The sequence below is a fragment of the Streptomyces sp. NPDC002144 genome (assembly GCF_053593695.1).
Window position 1 is genome coordinate 26,980 of the sequence record NZ_JBSFDB010000015.1, and the last position, 20,455, is coordinate 47,434.

The 20,455-nt window shown below is 71.0% G+C and carries 20 protein-coding genes; 10 read left to right on the forward strand and 10 right to left on the reverse strand.

Annotated elements, in window-relative coordinates; genetic code table 11:
- Positions 1-105: 105 nt before the first annotated feature.
- Entirely contained in the window at positions 106-531 is a 426-nt protein-coding gene (locus tag ACWCQ1_RS23010; RefSeq protein ID WP_451027252.1) for an ATP-binding protein, read from the forward strand.
- Here ACWCQ1_RS23010 and argS read toward each other — a convergent pair.
- A complete protein-coding gene (argS, locus tag ACWCQ1_RS23015) occupies positions 509-2,266 on the reverse strand; it encodes an arginine--tRNA ligase (RefSeq protein ID WP_133043544.1) in 1,758 nt (585 codons plus the stop codon). The genes ACWCQ1_RS23010 and argS overlap by 23 nt on opposite strands.
- A 190-nt stretch (positions 2,267-2,456) precedes the next feature.
- Here argS and lysS point away from each other — a divergent pair, with 190 nt between their 5' ends.
- Positions 2,457-4,202: a lysine--tRNA ligase gene (gene lysS / locus ACWCQ1_RS23020; protein ID WP_358592980.1), complete on the forward strand. Its 1,746-nt coding sequence runs from the start codon at positions 2,457-2,459 to the stop codon at positions 4,200-4,202.
- Between the two features lie 78 nt (positions 4,203-4,280).
- Here lysS and ACWCQ1_RS23025 read toward each other — a convergent pair whose 3' ends face one another.
- From ACWCQ1_RS23025 to ACWCQ1_RS23035, 3 genes are all read right to left on the reverse strand, one after another.
- On the reverse strand, positions 4,281-5,543 hold the full coding sequence (locus ACWCQ1_RS23025; RefSeq protein WP_358592983.1) for a DUF2637 domain-containing protein: 1,263 nt from the start codon (positions 5,541-5,543) through the stop codon (positions 4,281-4,283).
- A gap of 155 nt (positions 5,544-5,698) precedes the next feature.
- Positions 5,699-6,622, reverse strand: a complete 924-nt coding sequence (locus ACWCQ1_RS23030; protein ID WP_451027253.1) for a DUF3558 domain-containing protein — start codon at positions 6,620-6,622, stop codon at positions 5,699-5,701.
- A gap of 133 nt (positions 6,623-6,755) precedes the next feature.
- Positions 6,756-7,583 (reverse strand): DUF3558 domain-containing protein, encoded by an 828-nt coding sequence (locus tag ACWCQ1_RS23035; protein WP_451027254.1) that lies wholly within the window; start codon positions 7,581-7,583, stop codon positions 6,756-6,758.
- 180 nt (positions 7,584-7,763) lie between these two features.
- On the opposite strand from ACWCQ1_RS23035, the gene ACWCQ1_RS23040 reads away from it, so the two are divergent.
- Entirely contained in the window at positions 7,764-8,957 is a 1,194-nt protein-coding gene (locus ACWCQ1_RS23040; RefSeq protein WP_451027255.1) for an RtcB family protein, read from the forward strand.
- A 1-nt stretch (position 8,958) separates the two neighbouring features.
- Here the strand turns inward: ACWCQ1_RS23040 and ACWCQ1_RS23045 are convergent, their stop codons facing one another.
- From ACWCQ1_RS23045 to ACWCQ1_RS23060, 4 genes are all read right to left on the reverse strand, one after another.
- Positions 8,959-10,224, reverse strand: coding sequence for a GNAT family N-acetyltransferase (locus tag ACWCQ1_RS23045; RefSeq protein WP_451027256.1), 1,266 nt, complete (start codon positions 10,222-10,224; stop codon positions 8,959-8,961).
- A gap of 17 nt (positions 10,225-10,241) precedes the next feature.
- Entirely contained in the window at positions 10,242-10,385 is a 144-nt protein-coding gene (locus ACWCQ1_RS23050; RefSeq protein ID WP_165954824.1) for a hypothetical protein, read from the reverse strand.
- Positions 10,385-11,143 (reverse strand): SDR family NAD(P)-dependent oxidoreductase, encoded by a 759-nt coding sequence (locus tag ACWCQ1_RS23055; RefSeq protein WP_133043478.1) that lies wholly within the window; start codon positions 11,141-11,143, stop codon positions 10,385-10,387. Before ACWCQ1_RS23055 ends, ACWCQ1_RS23050 begins: the two co-directional genes overlap by 1 nt.
- A 385-nt stretch (positions 11,144-11,528) precedes the next feature.
- Positions 11,529-11,867 (reverse strand): YnfA family protein, encoded by a 339-nt coding sequence (locus ACWCQ1_RS23060; protein ID WP_133043477.1) that lies wholly within the window; start codon positions 11,865-11,867, stop codon positions 11,529-11,531.
- A 105-nt stretch (positions 11,868-11,972) separates the two neighbouring features.
- Here ACWCQ1_RS23060 and ACWCQ1_RS23065 point away from each other — a divergent pair, with 105 nt between their 5' ends.
- Together ACWCQ1_RS23065 and ACWCQ1_RS23070 are read left to right on the forward strand one after the other, a co-directional pair.
- Positions 11,973-12,440, forward strand: a complete 468-nt coding sequence (locus ACWCQ1_RS23065; protein ID WP_451027257.1) for a hypothetical protein — start codon at positions 11,973-11,975, stop codon at positions 12,438-12,440.
- 124 nt (positions 12,441-12,564) lie between these two features.
- Positions 12,565-13,038 carry a MarR family winged helix-turn-helix transcriptional regulator gene (locus tag ACWCQ1_RS23070; RefSeq protein ID WP_133043475.1) on the forward strand — a complete coding sequence of 158 codons (474 nt, stop codon included), beginning with the start codon at positions 12,565-12,567 and terminating at the stop codon, positions 13,036-13,038.
- An 18-nt stretch (positions 13,039-13,056) separates the two neighbouring features.
- Here the strand turns inward: ACWCQ1_RS23070 and ACWCQ1_RS23075 are convergent, their stop codons facing one another.
- Entirely contained in the window at positions 13,057-14,475 is a 1,419-nt protein-coding gene (locus ACWCQ1_RS23075; protein ID WP_451027258.1) for an MFS transporter, read from the reverse strand.
- Positions 14,476-14,565: 90 nt separating this feature from the next.
- Positions 14,566-15,378, reverse strand: a complete 813-nt coding sequence (locus ACWCQ1_RS23080; RefSeq protein ID WP_358592994.1) for a helix-turn-helix domain-containing protein — start codon at positions 15,376-15,378, stop codon at positions 14,566-14,568.
- A gap of 128 nt (positions 15,379-15,506) precedes the next feature.
- Here ACWCQ1_RS23080 and ACWCQ1_RS23085 point away from each other — a divergent pair, with 128 nt between their 5' ends.
- The 5 genes from ACWCQ1_RS23085 (at position 15,507) to ACWCQ1_RS23105 (ending at position 20,450) form a co-directional block, all read left to right on the forward strand.
- Complete coding sequence (locus ACWCQ1_RS23085; RefSeq protein WP_358592996.1) at positions 15,507-16,643, forward strand: LLM class flavin-dependent oxidoreductase; 1,137 nt, start codon at positions 15,507-15,509, stop codon at positions 16,641-16,643.
- Positions 16,640-17,269: an FMN reductase gene (locus ACWCQ1_RS23090; RefSeq protein WP_358592997.1), complete on the forward strand. Its 630-nt coding sequence runs from the start codon at positions 16,640-16,642 to the stop codon at positions 17,267-17,269. Before ACWCQ1_RS23085 ends, ACWCQ1_RS23090 begins: the two co-directional genes overlap by 4 nt.
- A 140-nt stretch (positions 17,270-17,409) precedes the next feature.
- Positions 17,410-18,150: a response regulator transcription factor gene (locus ACWCQ1_RS23095; protein ID WP_133043470.1), complete on the forward strand. Its 741-nt coding sequence runs from the start codon at positions 17,410-17,412 to the stop codon at positions 18,148-18,150.
- Complete coding sequence (locus ACWCQ1_RS23100; RefSeq protein WP_451027259.1) at positions 18,151-19,590, forward strand: HAMP domain-containing sensor histidine kinase; 1,440 nt, start codon at positions 18,151-18,153, stop codon at positions 19,588-19,590.
- Positions 19,591-19,952: 362 nt separating this feature from the next.
- Positions 19,953-20,450, forward strand: a complete 498-nt coding sequence (locus ACWCQ1_RS23105; protein ID WP_165954821.1) for a DUF3515 family protein — start codon at positions 19,953-19,955, stop codon at positions 20,448-20,450.
- The last annotated feature ends 5 nt before the right edge of the window (positions 20,451-20,455 follow it).

The following is a 20,455-nucleotide window of genomic DNA, read 5'->3' on the forward strand; positions in this document are numbered from 1 at the left end:
CCCTCCCCCTCGGGACGCGTACGTCACCGGGTGCGAGCCCGTACAAAAAATCTGTACGGGTTTACGGAGTGATCAACAGTAGTCACTCTGCGCAACTCTCGTCCTGTGAATGACACGATCCAACTCCCCACCCTGCGCGAGCGGTTCTTCCGCCGGGAGCGCCGATCCGTGCAGGCCGCGCGGAGGTTCACGGCGGAGACACTCACCGGCTGGGGCCTCGCCGGGACGGACCGCGCCGACGACGTACTGCTCTGCGTGAGCGAACTGGTCACCAACGCCCTGCTGCACGGCGTACCGCCCGGCCGCCACTCACGGCTGCTCCTGCGCTACGACGGCCGGGTGCTGGGCGTCGAGGTGCACGACAGCGGCCCCGGCGAGCCCCGCGTCGTGGAGAGCGGGGACACCGGGGCCGAAGGCGGGCGCGGACTGCTGCTGGTCGCGGCCCTGAGCGACCAGTGGGGCGTCCGGGACCGCGAGTTGGGCAAGGCCGTGTGGTGCGAGTTCGAAATCAGAGACGCTCGGGCGTCCTGATGCCGAGCAGCGCCATGCCCTGGTGGAGGGTGCGGGCCGTCATGTCGCACAGGAACAGACGGTTCTCGACCTGCGCCGGGGTGTCGGCCTTGAGGACCGGGCACTTGTCGTAGAACGACGTGTACAGCGAAGCCAGCTGGTACAGGTACGCCGCCAGCTTGTGCGGGGCGTACTCCGCGGCCGCCTCGAAGACCGTGTCGCCGAACGCGTCCAGGTGCAGGCCCAACGCCCGCTCCGCCGGGGCGAGTTCGAGCTCCGGGTGGGCGGCCGGCTTCGTGTCGCCCGCCTTGCGCAGGATCGACTGGATACGGGCGTACGCGTACTGGAGGTAGACGCTCGTGTCGCCGTTCAGCGACACCATCTGGTCCAGGTCGAACTTGTAGTCCCGGTTGGGGGACGTCGACAGGTCGGCGTACTTCACCGCGCCGATGCCGACCTGCGCGGCACGCTCCTGGATCTCGTCCTCGGTGAGGTCCTGGGCCTTCTCCCGGACGACCTCCGCCGCCCGCTGGACCGCCTCGTCCAGCAGGTCCTCCAGCCGTACGGTCTCGCCCTCACGCGTCTTGAACGGCTTGCCGTCCGCGCCGAGCACCGTGCCGTAGCCCATGTTGTGCGCGGTCACGGAGTCGGTCAGCCAGCCCGCACGCCTCGCCGCCTCGAAGACCATCTTGAAGTGCAGCGACTGCCGTACGTCCACGACGTAGAGGAGCGAGGTGGCGTGCAGGTCGTTGACCCGGTTGCGGATCGCCGTCAGGTCGGAGGCGGCGTAACCGAAGCCGCCGTCCGCCTTCTGCACGATCAGCGGCACCGGCTGGTCGTCCTTGCCCCGGATGTCGTCGAAGAACACGACGAGCGCGCCCTCGGAGCGCACCGCGACACCCATCTCCTCCAGGAGCCGGGCGGTCTCGGGCATGCCCTCGTTGTACGCGGACTCGCCGACGATCTCCTCGTCCCGGATCCGCATGTCGAGCTTCTCGAAGACCGAGTAGAAGTAGACCTTCGACTCGTCCACGAACTGCTGCCACAGCTCGAGGGTCTCCTTGTCGCCGGACTGCAGGGCGACGACCCGCTTGCGCGCCCGCTCCTTGAACTCCTCGTCGGAGTCGAAGACCGCGCGCGAGGCCTTGTAGACACGGTTGAGGTTCGACATGGCCTGCTCGCCGTCGACGTCGGCCGCGGGGGCCAGCTCGCCGGGGTTCTCGAACAGGTACTGGATGAGCATGCCGAACTGGGTGCCCCAGTCGCCGATGTGGTGCCGGCCGATCGTCTTCTCGCCGGTGAAGTCGAGCATGCCCCGCAGGGCGTCGCCGATGACCGCGGAGCGGAGGTGACCGACGTGCATCTCCTTCGCCACGTTCGGCTGGGCGTAGTCGATGACCGTGATGCCCGCGTTCTCCTTGAGGGGCACCCCGAGGCGGTCGCCGTCCGCGTACCGGGCGGCGAGGTTCTCGGTGATCGCCCGGTCCGCGATGGTGAGGTTCAGGAAGCCGGGCCCGGAGACCTCGACGTCCTTGATCAGTTCGTCGCCGGTGACGATCCGTCCGACGACCTCGGTCGCCAGCTCCCGCGGGTTGGCCTTGGCCTTCTTGGCGAGGGCGAGGATGCCGTTCGCCTGGAAGTCCGCCCGGTCACTGCGTCGCAGCAGCGGCTCCGCGACGGCCTCCGGCAGGGTGGCCGAGAGGGCGTTCGTGAGCTGCTGGTTGACGAGATCGGTGAGCGACGTGACCGAGGCCATGGGGTGGGAGCCGTTCTCCTCGTGGATTGACAGACGGAGCCAGTATCCCATGGGGGGCAAAGGGATTTTCGCGGCCGCGGGCCGGTGGGGGCTGGTCGCGCAGTTCCCCGCGCCCCTTGCAGGCGGCTGCGCCGCCTAAACTAGGGGCGCAGCTGATTGACCGTACTGGCTGCCCCGGAGAAAGAAGGACGTGCCGATCGTGGCTCAGAGCACCGAGACCACCGACTGGGTCTCCCGTTTCGCGGATGAGGTCATCGAGGAGTCGGAGCGTCGGGCCCCCGGCAAACCCGTGGTCGTCGCCTCCGGGCTGTCGCCGTCCGGACCGATCCACCTCGGCAACCTGCGCGAGGTCATGACCCCGCACCTCGTCGCCGACGAGATCCGGCGGCGCGGACACCAGGTGCGCCACCTCATCTCCTGGGACGACTACGACCGCTACCGCAAGGTGCCGGAAGGGATCCCCGGGGTCGACAAGGAGGCCTGGGCCGAGCACATCGGCAAGCCGCTGACGTCCGTCCCCGCGCCGAAGGGTTCCCCGTTCCCGAACTGGGCCGAGCACTTCAAGGCCGCGATGATCGAGTCGCTGGCCCAGCTCGGCGTGGAGTTCGACGGGATCAGCCAGACCGCCCAGTACACCTCCGGCGTCTACCGGGACCAGATCCTGCACGCGGTGGCGCACCGGGCCGAGATCGACGCGATCCTCGACCAGTACCGCACCAAGAAGGCCCCGGCCAAGCAGTCCCAGAAGCCGGTCGACGAGGCCGAGCTGGAGGCCGCCGAGGGCTCCGGCGCGGCCGGCGAGGACGACGGCTCCGCCTCCGGCTCCGTCGGCTACTTCCCGTACAAGCCCTACTGCGGCAACTGCGAGAAGGACCTCACCACCGTCACCTCCTACGACGACGACACCACCGAGCTGACCTACTCCTGCACCTCCTGCGGCTTCTCCGAGACCGTCCGGCTGGAGGAGTTCAACCGCGGCAAGCTGGTCTGGAAGGTCGACTGGCCGATGCGCTGGGCCTACGAGGGCGTCGTCTTCGAGCCGTCCGGCGTGGACCACTCGTCCCCGGGGTCCTCCTTCCAGGTCGGCGGGCAGATCGTCGGGATCTTCGGCGGCAAGCAGCCCATCGGACCCATGTACGCCTTCGTCGGCATCAGCGGCATGGCGAAGATGTCCTCCTCGCGGGGCGGTGTGCCGACGCCCGCCGACGCCCTGAAGATCATGGAGCCGCAGATCCTGCGCTGGCTCTACGCCCGCCGCCGGCCCAACCAGTCCTTCAAGATCGCCTTCGACCAGGAGATCCAGCGGCTCTACGACGAGTGGGACAAGCTCGACGCCAAGGTCGCCGACGGCTCCGCCCTGCCGGGGGACGTCGCCGCGCACGCCCGCGCGGTGGGCACGGCCGCCGGTGAGCTGCCGTCGACGCCGCGACCGCTGCCGTACCGCACGCTCGCCTCGGTCGCCGACATCACCGCCGGGCACGAGGACCAGGCGCTCAGGATCCTCTCCGAGCTCGACCCGGAGAACCCGCTCGCGTCGCTGGACGAGGCGCGGCCGCGGTACGACCGGGCCGAGGCCTGGATCAACACCCAGGTCCCCGCCGACCAGCGCACCATCGTGCGGGACGAGCCGGACGCCGAGCTGCTGAAGTCCCTCGACGAGGCCTCCCAGCAGTCGCTGCGGCTGCTGCTCGACGGACTGGAGTCGCACTGGTCGCTGGACGGCCTGACGCACCTCGTCTACGGCGTCCCCAAGGTGCAGGCCGGGTTCGCGGCCGACGCCACGCCCAAGGAGCTGCCGGCCGAGATCAAGACGGCCCAGCGGACGTTCTTCGCGCTGCTGTACCACCTGCTGGTCGGGCGCGACACGGGACCGCGCCTGCCCACGCTGCTGCTGGCGGTGGGACAGGACCGGGTACGGCGCCTGCTCGGCGAGTAGGCGGCACGAGAACACGAGAAAGGGGCCCTCTGCCGAGGGCCCCTTTTCCTGTGCCTGTTCGTCCTGTGCCTGAGCCGGTCAGGCGATGTGGTCTTCCTGCAGTTCCGCGGTGTGCCGGTTGGTGAAGCGGTTGACCATGCGCTCGGCCTCGCGCTGCGGGAGCGTGGTGCCGTAGGTCGCCTCCACGTCGTCCCTGAACTGGCCCGAGGTGGGGTAGCTGCCGTCTATCGACTTCTTGAAGACCAGGTAGTAGTCCTCCTCGGTCGGCTCCGGCGGCCCGCCTCCCTCACCCAGCTCCCGGGTACGGCCGGGGCTCACCGGTATGGGAAAGCTCCCGGTCTCCTCCGGGGAGGGTTCCCCCTGGTACTGCTGCTCGTCCTGGTACTGCTGCTCCTGCTGGTACTGCTCGGCCAGTTGCTGTTCCTGGTACCACTGGGCGTACTGCTCCGGGTCGTACGTCGGGTCGTAGTCGCCGTGGTACTCGATCTGCTGGGGGTGCCGGGCGTGCAGCCAGGGACTCACCTCCGGCTCGGGTGCCTCGGGCACGTAGCCGTACTGCTCCGTCGGCCGTGGTGCGGGCGCCGCCTCCACCGCGCGGTTCACCGGTGGCGCGGTGACCTCCTGCGGGGGCGCCGGGGGCAGGAGGACCGGCTCTATGCCAGCCGCTGCCAGGCCCGCCGGGGCCGTCTCCGCCAGGGGGACGCCGTAGCGGGCCAGCCGCAGCGGCATCAGGGACTCCACCGGAGCCTTGCGGCGCCAGGCGCGGCCGAACCTCGAGTGCAGCCGGGCCCGGTAGACGAGACGTTCCTGTTCCAGCTTGATGACCTGCTCGTAGGAGCGCAGCTCCCACAGCTTCATCCGCCGCCACAGCAGGAAGGTCGGGACCGGGGACAGCAGCCAGCGGGTGAGCCGCACGCCCTCCATGTGCTTGTCGGCCGTGATGTCCGCTATGCGGCCGATCGCGTGCCGGGCCGCCTCCACCGCGACGATGAACAGGATCGGGATCACGCCGTGCATGCCCACGCCCAGCGGGTCCGGCCAGGCCGCCGCGCCGTTGAAGGCGATCGTGGCCGCCGTCAGCAGCCACGCCGTCTGCCGCAGCAGCGGGAAGGGGATGCGGATCCAGGTCAGGAGGAGGTCCAGGGCGAGCAGGACACAGATACCGGCGTCGATGCCGATCGGGAACACGTACGCGAAGTTCCCGAAGCCCTTCTTGATGGCCAACTCGCGGACGGCCGCGTACGAACCGGCGAAGCCGATGCCGGCGATGATCACGGCGCCGGTCACGACCACGCCGATGAGAACGCGGTGCATCCGAGTCAGCTGCAGTGGCGCGGCCACCCGTACTCCCCTCCCCTTGCGTGTTGTTGCGCGCAACAGGGTGGCACATGTGTGCGGCGGTCGTATTGCCGGACGGGAGGAGCCCGGCCGTCACAGGGGGCCGGGCTCCGTCAAAATGCGGTACTGAGCTGCGATTTGCCGTCCAGATGTGACGGTCAGCTCTTCTTCGACGCTGAGGAGGAAGGGGAGCTCGACGGGGACGCTGAGGACTTCCCCGCCTTCGACGCCGACGCCGACGGCGCCGCGGACTTCGAAGGCGACGGCTTCGCCGTGCCCGAACCCGAGTCGCCGCCGGAACCGCCGCCCTGGCCGCCGTCGCCGTTGGCCGCCGCCACCGAGGCCACCGCCTCCTTGGCCGCCTGCTGCGCCAGCTTGCTCAGATCGTCGGCGTTCGGCGTCTTGTCACCGGCCAGACCCGCGCCGTTGTAGTCGAGGGTGACGACCACGTTCTCCACCCGCGCCACGACCGTCTGCTGCTTGAAGGCGCCCTCCTTCTTCTTCAGGTCGTAGCGCACCGCCGTCGCCTCGTCGCCCGTCCCGGCGACCGCCTGCGACTTGACGTTCTTCGCGCCCGCCACCGACTGGGCGTCCCTGAGCTGCTTCTCGTAGTACACGTGCGCCAGCTGGTTGCCCTCACCGCGCGCCGCGTCCGAGTCGAAACGCAGCAGCGACACGTTCAGCCAGCGGAACTGCGAGCCCTTCACACCGTTGTTGGCCAGACTGCTCCACGAGCAACTCGCCCGCGTGCCCGCCTCGTCCGAAGCGCCCTTCTTGCCGGACTTGGCCCCCTTCGGCACCAGCGAGGTCAGCGTCTTCTTCGACAACGTCCCGCACGAGTCGGGAATCGTCCGGTACGCCGCCGCCTGCACCGTCGGCGACGCGCTCCCGCCCGCCGGCGCGGACGTCTTCCCGCCGCTCTCCGACCCCTTGCTCCCACTGTCACCGGAGCCGGAGTCCGAGGAACAGCCGGCGACGATCAGCATCACGGGGACCGCCGCCGCGCAGACAAGGACACGGCCCAGGCGCCCCGCCCGCTTCTCTCGCTGGTCGAGCTCATCTCGCTGTGCTGGTCGCTGCATGGTTCCTTCACTCATGACGCTCGTGGTTCCTGCCGTCGGATCGGGTCCGAGGGGCCACGGTACGCGGTGAGGACTCTGTGCGGTTTTGCTTTGAAAGCTTTGCGAAGGGACGCGGGGGAGCGGTGAACACCCCTTATCCGCCCAGCGTGTCCGCCAGCTGAGAGGCCAGTTTCCTTGCCCTGTCCTGCATTTCCTTGCTGTCCGGGACCGTGCCGACGGTGGCCGGCTGCTCCTCGTACTCGATGGTCACGATGACGTTCGACGTGCGGAACGCCACAGTCACCGTGCGCTGCTGCGCCGTCGAACCGGAGCCGCCGACCACGTCGTCGAGGAACGCCTCGTCGCCGAGACCGGACAGGACGCGTGGCTGGAGGTCGGAGGGGGTTCCGGACGAGGAGGAGGACGGCGAGGAGGACGGCGGGGAGGAGGTGGAGGACGATGCCGAGGACGAGGCGGTGGGCGAGGAACCGGCGTCGGCGGTCACGCCCGCGTCCGAGCTCGAGGCGGTCGGCTCGGGCAGGTCCGCCGCCTCCACCTTCATCGCGAACAGCTGCTGGGCCTCGGCGTCGTCGCTCACGGCGTTGTCGTACGACACCACCCGCTCGAAGTCGACGAGGAGATGGTCCGTCGCGTCCGTGGACTCCACCTTCCAACGGCAGCCGGACTTGCGGTCGGTGTCGTAGGTGAGGTCGGCCTCTCCCTGGTACGCCTTCGCGCGCTGGTCCTGGTCGGCGATCTGCTTGATGCCGGGCAGCAGGGAGTCGAGGGTGTTGTGGCTGACCGCGCTGCACGGTTCCGGGAGCGTGTCGTACTTGCCCGGCTGGGCGACGGCGGTGGCCGAGCCGGCGTTGCCCGGGTTCGCGTCGTCCGTCGTGCCGCCGCCGCTGGAGCCGCCGGTGCAGCCGGCCAGCAGGGCCGCGAGGAGCGCGGCGACGCCGGATACGTACGCCTTCCGCTGCACGGTCAGGCTCCTCTCGCTGGTTAATCGCTTGCCGCGCAGGGGGCACCCCTGCAGACAATGTCTATCGCACGCAACGCCGTGACCGCCGGTCCGCTGTCCTTTTCGTAGACCTTGGCACCTTTTTTTCGATTACCCACTTCTGTATAGCTCTGTTTGTTTTTCCGGGGGAATGAGGAAGACATGTACTACGTCGAGATACCGGGCGCGAAGGTCCCGATCCGTATGTGGACCGATCCCGCGTCGGTCGAGGAGGGCGCCCTCCAGCAGCTCCGCAATGTCGCCACGCTGCCCTGGATCAAGGGCCTCGCGGTCATGCCGGACGTTCACTACGGCAAGGGTGCGACGGTCGGCTCGGTGATCGCGATGCGGGGTGCGGTGTGTCCGGCGGCGGTCGGGGTGGACATCGGCTGCGGAATGTCGGCGGTGAAGACGTCCCTGACGGTGAACGACCTGCCGGGGGATCTCTCACGGCTGCGGTCGAAGATCGAGCAGGCGATTCCGGTGGGCCGCGGAATGCACGACGACCCGGTCGACCCGGGGCGGCTGCACGGTTTCGCGACGGCCGGGTGGGAGGACTTCTGGGGGCGGTTCGACGGGGTGGCCGATTCGGTTAAATTCCGCCACGAGCGTGCCGGAAAGCAGATGGGTACGCTCGGATCCGGAAACCATTTCGTCGAAGTCTGCACGGACACGACCGGTTCCGTATGGCTGATGCTGCACTCCGGTTCCCGCAACATCGGCAAGGAACTCGCCGAGCACCACATCGGCGTGGCCCAGAAGCTCCCGCACAACCAGGGTCTGGTCGACCGCGACCTCGCCGTCTTCATCGCGGACACCCCGCAGATGGCGGCCTACCGCAACGACCTGTTCTGGGCGCAGGAGTACGCGAAGTACAACCGCTCGATCATGATGGCGCTCCTGAAGGACGTGGTCCGCAGGGAGTTCAAGAAGGCGAAGCCGACCTTCGAGCCGGAGATCAGCGCCCACCACAACTACGTGGCGGAGGAGCGCTACGACGGGATGGACCTGCTCGTCACCCGCAAGGGCGCGATCCGCGCGGGCTCCGGCGACTACGGCATCATCCCGGGCTCCATGGGCACGGGTTCGTACATCGTGAAGGGGCTCGGCAACGAGAAGGCCTTCAACTCGGCGTCCCACGGCGCGGGTCGGCGCATGAGCCGCAACGCCGCCAAGCGCCGCTTCTCCACCAAGGACCTGGAGGAGCAGACGCGGGGCGTGGAGTGCCGCAAGGACTCCGGCGTGGTCGACGAGATCCCGGGCGCCTACAAGCCGATCGAGCAGGTCATCGATCAGCAGCGGGACCTCGTCGAGGTCGTGGCGAAGCTGAAGCAGGTCGTCTGCGTGAAGGGCTGACTCAGCCCGACAACCGCTTCTCCAGCAGCGTCACCGCATAGGGGCTGCCCGCGCCGCCCTCCTTGGCTCGCTGTTCGCCGACCACTTCATAGCCCGCCGCCTCGTAGTAGGCGCGCAGGGCGGGGTTGGTGGCGAGGCAGTCGAGGCGGGCGTGCGGGCGGCCCTTCGCGGTGATGCGGGATTCGGCGTGGGCGAGGAGGTGGCGGCCCGTGCCGGGCGGGGAGGTGTGGGGGACCGTCATGAGGCGGTGGATGTAGCCCGCGTCGGCGGGGCGGGGGCCCCAGGCGGCCGGGTCGTCCCACCAGAGTTCGTAGGCGCCGGTGAGGTGGTCGTCCGCGTACGCCAGCCAGACCTCGCCCTCCCGCATGCGGGTGTGGAAGTGGGTCTCGTCCTTCTCGCCCGGCTTCCACTGGTCGATGCCCCGGGCCAGTTGCCGGAGGGCGGCCGTGTCGCGGAGGCGGACCAGGGCGGGGGCGTCGGCGGGGGTCGCCCTGCGGTAGGTCAGCGGCGGCCAGGTGGTGGGGCGGGGTTCCAGGAGGGACGCGCGCAGGCGGGATGCCAACTCCGTGGCGTCGAGGGACAGTTCCTCGGTCACGTACCTCTCGATCGAGCCGTGACGCGCCTTCATGGCGGCGAGGTATGTGCGCATGACCGTCGCCGGGGCGCGGCCGAAGCCCAGCCAGGTCGGTGCGCGGCCCTCCCGTGCCGTCCAGGCCGCGAGAATCGCCGGTGCCGCGAGTTCGGTGAGGCTGTAGTCCTCGATGATCGTCTCGTCCGGGACGCCCAGCAACGACAGGACGAACGCCGCCAGTTGGCCCGTGCGGTCCTTGCCGGACGCGCAGTGGAAGACCAGGGGGTAGCAGGACTCCGCCGCGGCCACGATGAGTTCCAGCGCCCGGCGGATCTCCTTCGTGCCGTCCTCCGCCACCTCCATGTACCGCTCCGCCAGGTACGGACCCGGGTCGAGCCCGGGCGGCAACGCCGGCTGGTTGTACGGGCGGTGCTCGATGCTGAGGTTGTGGTAGCTGAAGGACGGGTCGTCCGGCACACGGCCGCGCTTCTCGATCTCCCAGGGGTGGCGGAGGTCGACGACCGTGCGGACGCCCAGCGAGAGGAAGCGGGACCAGTCCTCCGTGCCCTGCCGCAACTTGCCCAGCGAGTCGGCCCGGTACAGGCGCCCGGGACGGATCCGGCGCCCGTCGGGGGTCGAATAGCCGCCCAGGTCACGGAAGTTGTGCAGCACGTCGAAGCGCAGATGTCTGTCCACAGGCTGTGACTCTATGCCTACTTGGCGTGCAGCACGGCGTAGATCATCACGAACGCGACGACATGGATGCCGAACAGGAAGTACGCGAGGTAGTACCAGACGTACCGTTCGCGTTTCTTCTCCAGGTCGAGGCGCCGCCGTTCGTTCTCGTCGGCGGCCATCACAGGTCCCGGTGGACTTTTGTGTTCGACGCCTGGGCGCGCGGGCGCAGGACCAGGAGGTCGACGTTGACGTGGTGGGGGCGGGTGACCGCCCAGCCGATGGTGTCGGCCACGTCGTCGGCGGTCAGCGGCTCGGCCACGCCCTCGTACACCTTGGACGCCTTCTCCGCGTCCCCGCCGAAGCGGGTCAGCGCGAACTCGTCGGTCTTGACCATGCCGGGCGCGATCTCGATGACCCGCACCGGCTGTCCGACGATCTCCAGGCGGAGGGTCTCGGCGAGGACGTGGGCGCCGTGCTTGGCGGCGACATAGCCCGCGCCGCCCTCGTACGTGCCGTGGCCGGCGGTGGAGGAGACCACGACGACCGTGCCGTCGCCGCTCGCGACCAGCTTGGGCAGCAGGGCCTGGGTGACGTTCAGCGTGCCGAGGACGTTCGTCTCGTACATCGTGCGCCAGTCGGCGGGGTCGCCGGTCGCGACCGGGTCGGCGCCGAGGGCTCCGCCGGCGTTGTTGACGAGGACGGCGACCGTCTTGAAGGCCGTCGCGAACTCGTCGACGGCGGCGCGGTCGGTGACGTCGAGCCGGTACGCGGTCGCCTGGTGGCCCGCCTCGTTGAGCTCCTTGGCCAGCGCCTCGATGCGGTCCTCGCGGCGGGCGGTGAGGACCACGCGGTAGCCGGCCTCGGCGAGCCTGCGGGCGGTCGCGGCGCCGATTCCGCTGCTCGCGCCGGTGACGATCGCTATGCGGGACGGGGCCATGAAGGTGCTCCTCGCGGGTTCGGTGTACGGGTTCGACGCGCGGGTTCGGTGCGCGGGTTCGTCCCGGACAGGATAGGCGGGAGACGCCGAGCGGTCGTCGGTGTGGGGTGGGGCCCGTGGGTTCGGGTGGGGGCCGTCGGTGTGGGGTGGGCTCGTTGGTGTGGGTGGCGGTCGTCGGTGTGGGTGGCGGTCGTCGGTGTGGGGTGGTCCCGTCGGTGTGGGTAGCGGCCGTCGGTATGGGGCAGCGCCTGTGGGTGCGGGGTGGGGCCCGCCGGTGTGGGGAAGCGGCCGTCGGTATGGGGCAGCGCCCGTGGGTGTGGGGCAGTGCCCGGCGGTGTGGGCCAGGGCCCCTCGGTGTGGGGCAGCGCCCCTCCGCGGGTGGGGGTCAGCCCCCGTTTCTCGGGGCCCACATGATCACTGCCATGCCGGCCAGGCAGATCGCGGCCCCGGTGATGTCCCAGCGGTCCGGCCGGTACCCGTCCGCGACCACCCCCCACAGGATCGAGCCCGCGACGAAGATGCCGCCGTACGCCGCCAGGATGCGGCCGAAGTGCGCGTCGGGCTGGAACGTGGCCACGAAACCGTACGCGCCGAGGGCGAGGACGCCTCCGGCCATCCACAGCCAGCCGCGGTGTTCGCGGACGCCCTGCCAGATCAGCCAGGCGCCGCCGATCTCGAACAGGGCGGCGAGGACGAACAGGGCGGCGGAGCGGGCGATGAGCATGGCAGCAGCCTGTCACGCGCGCCGTCACCTGATGGAGGGCGCCTGCGGGGCGCCCCCGCGCGGGATACATCCGTACGTCCACGGCGCCGGAGTGAGGAGTGGGGCATGCGGAGGGTTCTTGCGGGGGCGGCGGCGGTGCTGGCCGCGGTCTGCGGGGCGGTGGGTCCCGCGCGGGCCGTCGGGGGCGGTCCGGAGGCCGACCTCGCCTACCACGGTGCCGCCTCGCTGGCGGACGGGCGGGTGGAGGTGCGGTTCACGCCCGGCAACTTCGGGCCGTCCGCCGTACCGGACGCGACGGTACGGCTGCGCTGGTCGCGGGCGCTGACGGACGCGCAGACGCTGCCGGCGGGCTGCGCGCGGTCGGAGTCGCGGGCGGTGCTGTGCCGGGTGGGGGCGCTGGCGGCGGACGAGGTGGGCGAGCGGATCGGGCTTCGGGTACGGCTGCGGGGCGCGCCGTCGGAGGTGCTGCTGCAGATCGACACGGTGTGGAGCGGCGGCACGGTGGACCGGAACCGGCAGAACGACCGGCAGCGGGTGCTCGTCCTGGCCACGGGCGACGACTACTACTTCTGAGCACCTACTACGTCTGAGCACCTACTACTCTGCGCCGCGACGCCCCGGCGGCTGCGTGGCTTCCGGGGAGGTGGACGTCTGCGTCGTACGATCTCTGCACGGTGCAGAAGTGAGGGAGCGGGGCATGGCGGGTGGCGCACGGGAGCGGCTGCTGGAGGAGCTGTCCACGGTCTCGCGCCGGTACATGGCCTCGTACGCCCTGTTCAACCAGGCCGTGGCGGACCGCATCGGGCTGCATCCGACGGATCTGCAGTGCCTGAACCTGCTCACGCTGGAGGGCGGGCCGGTCACCACGGGCCGGATCGCCGAGCTGACGGGGCTGACGACCGGGTCGGCGACGCGGCTGGTGGACCGGCTGGAGAAGACCGGGTACGTCGTACGGCGGCGGGACGCGACCGACCGGCGCAAGGTGCTCGTGCTGACGGTGCCGGAGAAGATCGCCGAGTTCGGCCGGATGTGGGAGCGGCTGAGCGGCGGCTGGTCCACCCTCTTCGACGAACTGGACGACGCCCAACTCGCCGTGATCGTCGGACACATGAGGCGGACGGTCGATTTCAGCGCCCGGCAGATCACCCGGCTGCGCACCGGGGACGTCTAGGCCTGGCCTAGGCGAGGCCTATGCGTTCTGCGTGTCGTGGCGGGCCGGGGCCTCGCGGGGCAGCAGGCGTACGAGGGGGAGGCACACCGCGACGGTCGCGGTGACCACCGCCAGGCTCGTGTGCAGGGCGTGTGTCTCGCCTCCGTCGGCCGTGCCGAAGTACACGGTGGTCACGGCCGCCGCCCCGACCGCGTTGGCCAGTTGCTGCACCGCGTTCAGGGAGCCGCTCGCGCTGCCGGCCTCCTCGGGGGCGATGTCGCCGATGGTGACGTCGTAGACCGTGCCGAAGCAGGTGCCCATGCCGAGGCCGGTGAGGAGCAGGGGAGGGACGAGGGCCCAGGTGCCGCGGCCGGCGAGCAGGGCGAGGCAGCCGCAGCCTGCCAGGATCAGCAGCAGTCCGGCGACGACCAGTCGGCGGCCGTGACGGTGGATGAGCCGGTGGCAGGCGATGGCCGCGACGACGATCCCGGCGGACAGGGGGATCAGGCCGAGCGCGGTGCCCGCGGGGGAGCGGCCGAGGCCGCGCTGGAAGTAGAGGGAGACGACGTAGAGCAGGCCCGCGACGGCTGCGAAGGCGAGCACACCGAGGATCAGGCCCGAGGTGAAGCCGCGGTTGCGCAGGAGGGTGGGCCGGATCAGCGGTTCGGGCGCCGTGCGCTGGCGGTGGCAGAAGGCGGCGAACAGGGCGAGGCCGGCCAGGAGGAGGGCGAGCGGTCGGGCTCCCCAGTCGCCGCCCGAGCCGTCGATGAGGCCGCCGAGCAGGCCGAGCAGGGCGCCCGCGAGAAGGGCTGAGCCGGGGCCGTCCACGGAGACGGACGGGTCACCGGTGTCGCGGGGGAGCAGACGGGCGGCGGCGAGCAGGGCGGCGCCGCCGAGGAGCAGGTTGATCAGGAACATGGGGCGCCAGCCCAGGCCCGCGAGGTCGGCGTCGACGAGGAGTCCGGCGAGGATCGGCCCGCCGACGGCGGACAGCCCCATGACGGGTCCGAACAGGCTGAACGCCTTGCCGATCTGCTCTCGCGGCCAGGTCGCGCCGAGGATGCCGAAGCCCTGCGGGATGACGAGCGCCCCGAAGGCGCCCTGCACGAGCCGGGCGACGACCAGCGCGGCCGGGTCGGGGGCCAGTCCGCAGGCCAGCGAGGCCGCGACGAACCCGGCGAGGCCGAGCAGGAACAGCCGCCGGCGCCCGTACTTGTCGCCGAGCCGCCCGCCGGGCACGAGCAGCACGCCGAGCGCGAGGGCGTAGGAGGCGCCGAGCCACTGCACGAGGCCCGGGCCGCCGCCGAGGTCTCTCGTGATCGTCGGGGCGGCGATGTTGGTGATGGTCGCGTCGAGCAGGTCGAGGACGTCGGCGGCGAGGACGACGGCGAGGACGGCCCAGCGCGTACGGACGGGAAGACGGGGTTCATCTCTTGCGTTACGAAGAATCTGCGTCACGCAGATAAATATCGGCGAGGGAGGCGGGAGGGGCAAGCGCATTTCCTCGGCGCCGGATCGGTTCCGGCTCAGCCCCGGATCGGCCCCGGCTCAGCCGACCGCGCCGCCCTGTGCCGCGTACGCCGTCGGCGGCACCCCCACCGTCGCCGTGAAGTCCCGTACCAGATGGGCCTGGTCGGCATAGCCGAGGTCGGCGGCGAGCGTGGCCCAGTCGAGCTTGTCGGAGGACTCGGCGCGCTCCAGTGCCTCGTGGATGCGGTAGCGCAGGATGACCCACTTCGGGCCCACGCCGACGTGGGTGGCGAACAGGCGCTGCAGCAGTCGTACGGACATGCCCTCCGTGCGGGCCAGTTCGGTGACCCGGCGGATGGAGCGGTCGGTGCGGGCGCGTTCGACCAGGGCCGCGGCGAGCTCGGCCTGGGGGTCGGGCCGTGGATCCCGGGCGAGGAGGAAGGCGTCGAGGGCGGCGATGCGGGCCGTCTCGTCGTCGGGGGCGAGGACGGCGGCGAGATCGGCGTCCGGGAGGACCTCGGGGGAGCGGACCCGGCGGCCCGTCCACGCGCTCACCGGTCGGTCCGGCGCGAAGGCGCGGAAGCGGCCCGGCCGGAACTTGATGCCGCACACCCGGCCCCGCCCCTCCAGCTTCTGGGTGAAGAGGCCGTGCTGGACGCCGGCGATCTCCACGAAGGGCTCCTGGCCCTCGAAGTGCTGGAAGACGATGTGCACGGCCGGATGCGGGACCACGTGCGAGACATACGGCTCGGGCAGGTCCCAGTCGATCAGCCAGTAGTGCTCGACGTGCGCGCGCAGCGGCTCGGCGGCGTCGGGGCGGCGGAAGTCCACGCGGGCGAGGAAGTCCGCGGCGCCGACGATGCCTCGGGTGTCACGGCGTGCGGCGGCCATGTCGGGATCGTAGGACGGGCCACTGACAGTGGGCGGAACCGGGCACTGGCGGTCCGCGGAATACGGGGGACCCGGGCTTCGTTGGAGGGGTATAGTTGAACCGTCAACAACTTGGAGGTCGAGCGACCATGCAGTTCGGGATCTTCAGCGTCGGCGATGTGACGCCGGACCCCACCACGGGGCGTACGCCGACCGAGCGTGAGCGCATCAAGGCCATGGTCGCCATCGCCCTGAAGGCCGAGGAGGTCGGCCTGGACGTCTTCGCGACCGGCGAGCACCACAACCCGCCGTTCGTGCCCTCGTCCCCGACGACGATGCTCGGATACGTCGCCGCGCGCACGGAGAGGCTGATCCTCTCCACCTCCACGACCCTCATCACCACCAACGACCCGGTGAAGATCGCCGAGGACTTCGCGATGCTCCAGCACCTGGCCGACGGCCGGGTGGACCTGATGATGGGCCGCGGCAACACCGGGCCGGTCTACCCCTGGTTCGGACAGGACATCCGCCAGGGCATCAACCTCGCGATAGAGAACTACGCGCTGCTGCGCCGCCTGTGGCGCGAGGACGTCGTGGACTGGGAGGGGAAGTTCCGGACGCCGTTGCAGGGCTTCACCTCGACGCCCCGCCCGCTGGACGGTGTCCCGCCGTTCGTCTGGCACGGCTCGATCCGCTCGCCGGAGATCGCCGAGCAGGCCGCGTACTACGGCGACGGGTTCTTCCACAACAACATCTTCTGGCCGGCCGACCACACCAAGCGCATGGTCGAGCTGTACCGGACCCGGTACGCGCACTACGGGCACGGGACGCCGGAGCAGGCGATCGTGGGCCTCGGCGGCCAGGTCTTCATGCGGAAGAACTCGCAGGACGCGGTGCGCGAGTTCCGTCCCTACTTCGACAACGCGCCGGTGTACGGCCACGGGCCCTCGCTGGAGGACTTCACCGACCAGACCCCGCTGACCGTCGGCTCCCCGCAGGAGGTCATCGAGAAGACGCTCTCCTTCCGGGAGTACGCCGGTGACTACCAGCGCCAGCTGTTCCTGGTGGACCACGCCGGGCTGCCGCTGAAGACCGTGCTGGAGCAGCTCGACATGCTGGGCGAGGAGGTCGTGCCGGTGCTGCGCAAGGAGTTCGCGGCGGGCCGTCCGGCGGACGTGCCGGAGGCACCGACCCACGCGTCGCTGCTCGCCGAGGCCCAGAAGCACGCACAGAACGACGCCGAGAACACCGCACTCAAGGCTGCCGATGAGGAGGTCGTCGCATGAAGCTCGTCGTCGTCTCGGCGGGGCTGAGCGTCCCGTCGTCCACGCGGTTGCTGGCCGACCGGCTGGCCGCGGCGGTGGGCCGGCAGGCGCCGGTCGAGGTCGAGGTGGTCGAGCTGCGCGACCTCGCCGTGGAGATCGCGCACAACTTCACCAACGGCTTCCCGGGCCGTGCCCTGGCCGCCGCGCAGGACGCCGTGACCTCGGCGGACGGGCTGGTCGTCGTCACACCGGTGTTCTCGGCCTCCTACAGCGGCCTGTTCAAGTCGTTCTTCGACGTCCTCGACAGGGACGCGCTGGACGGCAAGCCGGTCCTGATCGCGGCGACGGGCGGCTCGGCCCGCCACTCGCTGGTCCTGGAACACGCGCTGCGTCCGCTGTTCGCGTATCTGCGGGCGGTGGTCGTGCCCACCGGGGTCTACGCGGCCTCGGAGGACTGGGGCGCGGAGGGCCTGGAGGGCCGGATCGAACGGGCGGCGGGGGAGCTGGCCGGGCTGATGACGGGGCTGTCGGGGCGCTCGGAGCTCTCGGGGCTCTCGGGTCCGAGGCGGGCCAAGGACGACCTGGAGGTCGTGCCGTTCGCGCAGCAGCTGGCGGCGCTGTCCCCCAACGGTTCGTCCGGAGTGTGAGCGGTACCTCCGGCCGTCGGTGAGAAGACGGTAGGCGTAGGTCTCCGGTTGCCCGTGTGACGGTGAGAGGCCGGTAAAAAGGCTGATCGTCGGTCCGCTCACTTCGGCGGAAGGGCCACCGGCCTTGGCAGACTGGGTACGTGCCCCAAACTGTGCTGCTCGCCGAAGACGACCGCGCCATCCGCCATGCGCTGGAGCGCGCCCTGAGCCTGGAGGGCTACGCGGTCACCGCGGTCGCCGACGGCGTCGAGGCACTGGCGCAGGCCCACAAGACCCCGCCCGACGTGCTCGTCCTCGACGTGATGATGCCCGGCATCGACGGCCTCCAGGTCTGCCGGGTCCTGCGCGCCGAGGGCGACCGCACCCCCATCCTCATGCTCACCGCGCTCGTCGAGACCGCGGACCGCATCGCCGGCCTGGACGCCGGCGCCGACGACTACGTGGTCAAGCCCTTCGACGTCGAGGAGGTCTTCGCCCGGTTGCGGGCCCTGCTGCGCCGCAGCAGCCAGGAGAACGGCGCCGCGGCCGACGTACCGCCGAAGGAGGCCAAGGGGACGAAGGACGCCGTTCCGTCCTCCCACCGGCAGATCGAGGCCGCCGGGCTGCGGATGGACATCCAGGCCAGGCGCGCCTGGCGCGGGGAGCGCGAGCTGGAGCTGACCCGTACCGAGTTCGAGCTGCTGGAACTGCTGGTGCGCAACGCCGGCATCGTGCTCGACCACTCCACGATCTACGACCGGATCTGGGGCTACGATTTCGGCCCCGGCTCGAAGAACCTCGCCGTGTACGTCGGCTACCTGCGCCGCAAGCTCGACGAGCCCGGCGCGCCCGCGCTGATCCACACGGTCCGTGGCGTGGGTTACGTGCTCCGGGAGGACTGAGTGGGCCGGCTCAGGCGGCTGCTGGCCAGACGGCGGCCCGGGCTGGTCTCCCTGCGCACCACGTTCGCGGTGTCGTTCGCGACGGTCACCGCCTGCGTGACCGTGCTGGTCGGCGTGCTGTCGTACAGCGCGGCGGCGCGGCTGGTGCGGGTGGACCAGGAGTCGGTGTTCGACCAGGTCGTGCAGGATCTGCGGGACGAGGTGCGCCAGCACCGGATGACCCCGGACGACTTCTCCTCGTCGGCTCCGGGCCACGACATCGTGCGGCCGGCCCGTACGGACGTCCAGGTGCTGGGACCGGACGGCAAGGTCGTCGACTCCGGGAGCCCCGGGCTGCCGGTGACGGCGGCCGACCGGGCGATCGCCGCGACGCGCACGGCCGCGAGGATGGTCGAGCACAAGGACGTCGGCGTCGACGCGGACGTCTACCGCATCGCGACCGTGGCGCTCGGCGACGGGCGGGGTGCCGTGCAGGTGGCGCAGGAGTTCAGCGACACCGAGGATCTGCTGCGGGCGCTGCAGCAGCGCACGCTGATCCTGATGGCCGCCGTCGTCACCGCCGCCGGTCTGTTCGGCTGGTGGCTGGCCCGGCGCATCACCCGCCGGCTGATCATCCTGACCTCGGCCGCCGAGGACGTGGCCCGCACCCGCCGGCTCGGCATCGAGGTGCCGGTCACCGGGTACGACGAGGTGGGCCGCCTCGGCCGCGCCTTCGACCGGATGCTGGGCCGGCTCGCCCAGTCGGAGGAGGACCAGCGGCGCCTGGTCCAGGACGCGGGCCATGAACTGCGCACCCCGCTCACCTCCCTGCGCACGAACATCTCCCTGCTGCGCCGCATCGACGAACTGCCGCCCTCGACGAGGGAGGAACTGGTCGCCGACCTCGGCCAGGAGGCACGCGAACTCACCGATCTCGTCAACGAGTTGGTGGATCTCGCCGCCGGGCAGTCCGACACGGAGCCGCCGCAGCGGGTGGACCTCGTCGACATCGCCGAGGACGTCGCGGGGGTCGCCCGGCGCCGTACCGGACGGGAGGTCACGGTCCGCTCGAGCGGCGACACGACGACGGACGGGCGGCTCGGGATGCTGACCCGGGCGCTGTCCAACCTCGTGGAGAACGCGGCGAAGTTCGACCGCGACGGCACCGGTCCCATCGAGATCGCCGTCTCCGGGCCCGCCCGGCCCGGCACGGTCCGCGTCGAGGTCCTCGACCGGGGTCCCGGCATCGCCGACTGCGACCTCGTCCGCGTCTTCGACCGCTTCTACCGCGCCGCCGACGCCCGCTCCCTGCCCGGCTCCGGCCTCGGCCTCTCCATCGTGCGCGAGGTGGCCATGGCCCACGGCGGCGCCCCCTTCGCCTTCCAGCGCGAGGGGGGCGGGGCGGTCATCGGTTTCACGGTGGGGGGAGCACCGGGGAGCACGGTCCGCGAGACGGGCTGACGGAGGGCCCGGCCCGGGTGAATTCGAAAGGGCACCGCCCCCACCAGGTGTCGCGGAGCCGGGCGGGGGCGGTCCGGGACGTCAGGGCCTGGTCCCCCGGTCGGGCACAGACGCGGGAGGGCCAGCAGCCCGAAGGCCGCCAGCGTCACGGCGATGGAGACGGCGACGACCACCCGCGCCCAGTGCGGGGCCTCGTCGTCGAAGAAGGCGACGAACCCCATCACGGCCGACACGAACCGGGAACCCAGGACCGTGTTCAGGCCCGGTTCGCTGCCGCGCAGGGCGGGTGACGGGAGGGGGCCCGAGGGGGATGTGCGGGCGGTGGAAGACTGGGGCGGTCGGTTGGCGGGGAGGGGCTGGGCGTGGCGGCTGGCAGGGTGTGGGGCGGGGTGGCGGTCGGGGTCGTGGGGCTGGTTCTGGGGGGTGTGCTCGTCGTGCACGAGGTGCGGGCGAGTGGTCATGGGCTGCACGCTGCGGCCCGGGGCGACAGCGCCGCCTGTCGGCGGGTGGTGGACGGGTATCCCTCCGGGCTCGCGGGACTCGAGCGTGCCGATGTCGGGGTGCCCGGCGCCGCCGTGTGGGGCGACGGGGCGGTGACCGCGCGGTGCGGACTGGAGCCGCCTGCCGCCACGACCGACGCCTGTGTGAACGTGGATGACGTCGACTGGGTCTGGCGGCCGAAAGCGCACGACGGCCGCAAGGTGCTGGTCACCTACGGCCGCGACCCCGCCGTGGAGATCGAGATCTCCGACCGGGTCACCGCCGTCGACGACGTCCTCGTCGAACTCAGCGGCGCGGTACGGCCGCTCGCCCCGCACGCCCGATGCATCGGCGAGGACGACGTACCGGCGACCGGCTGAGCGGA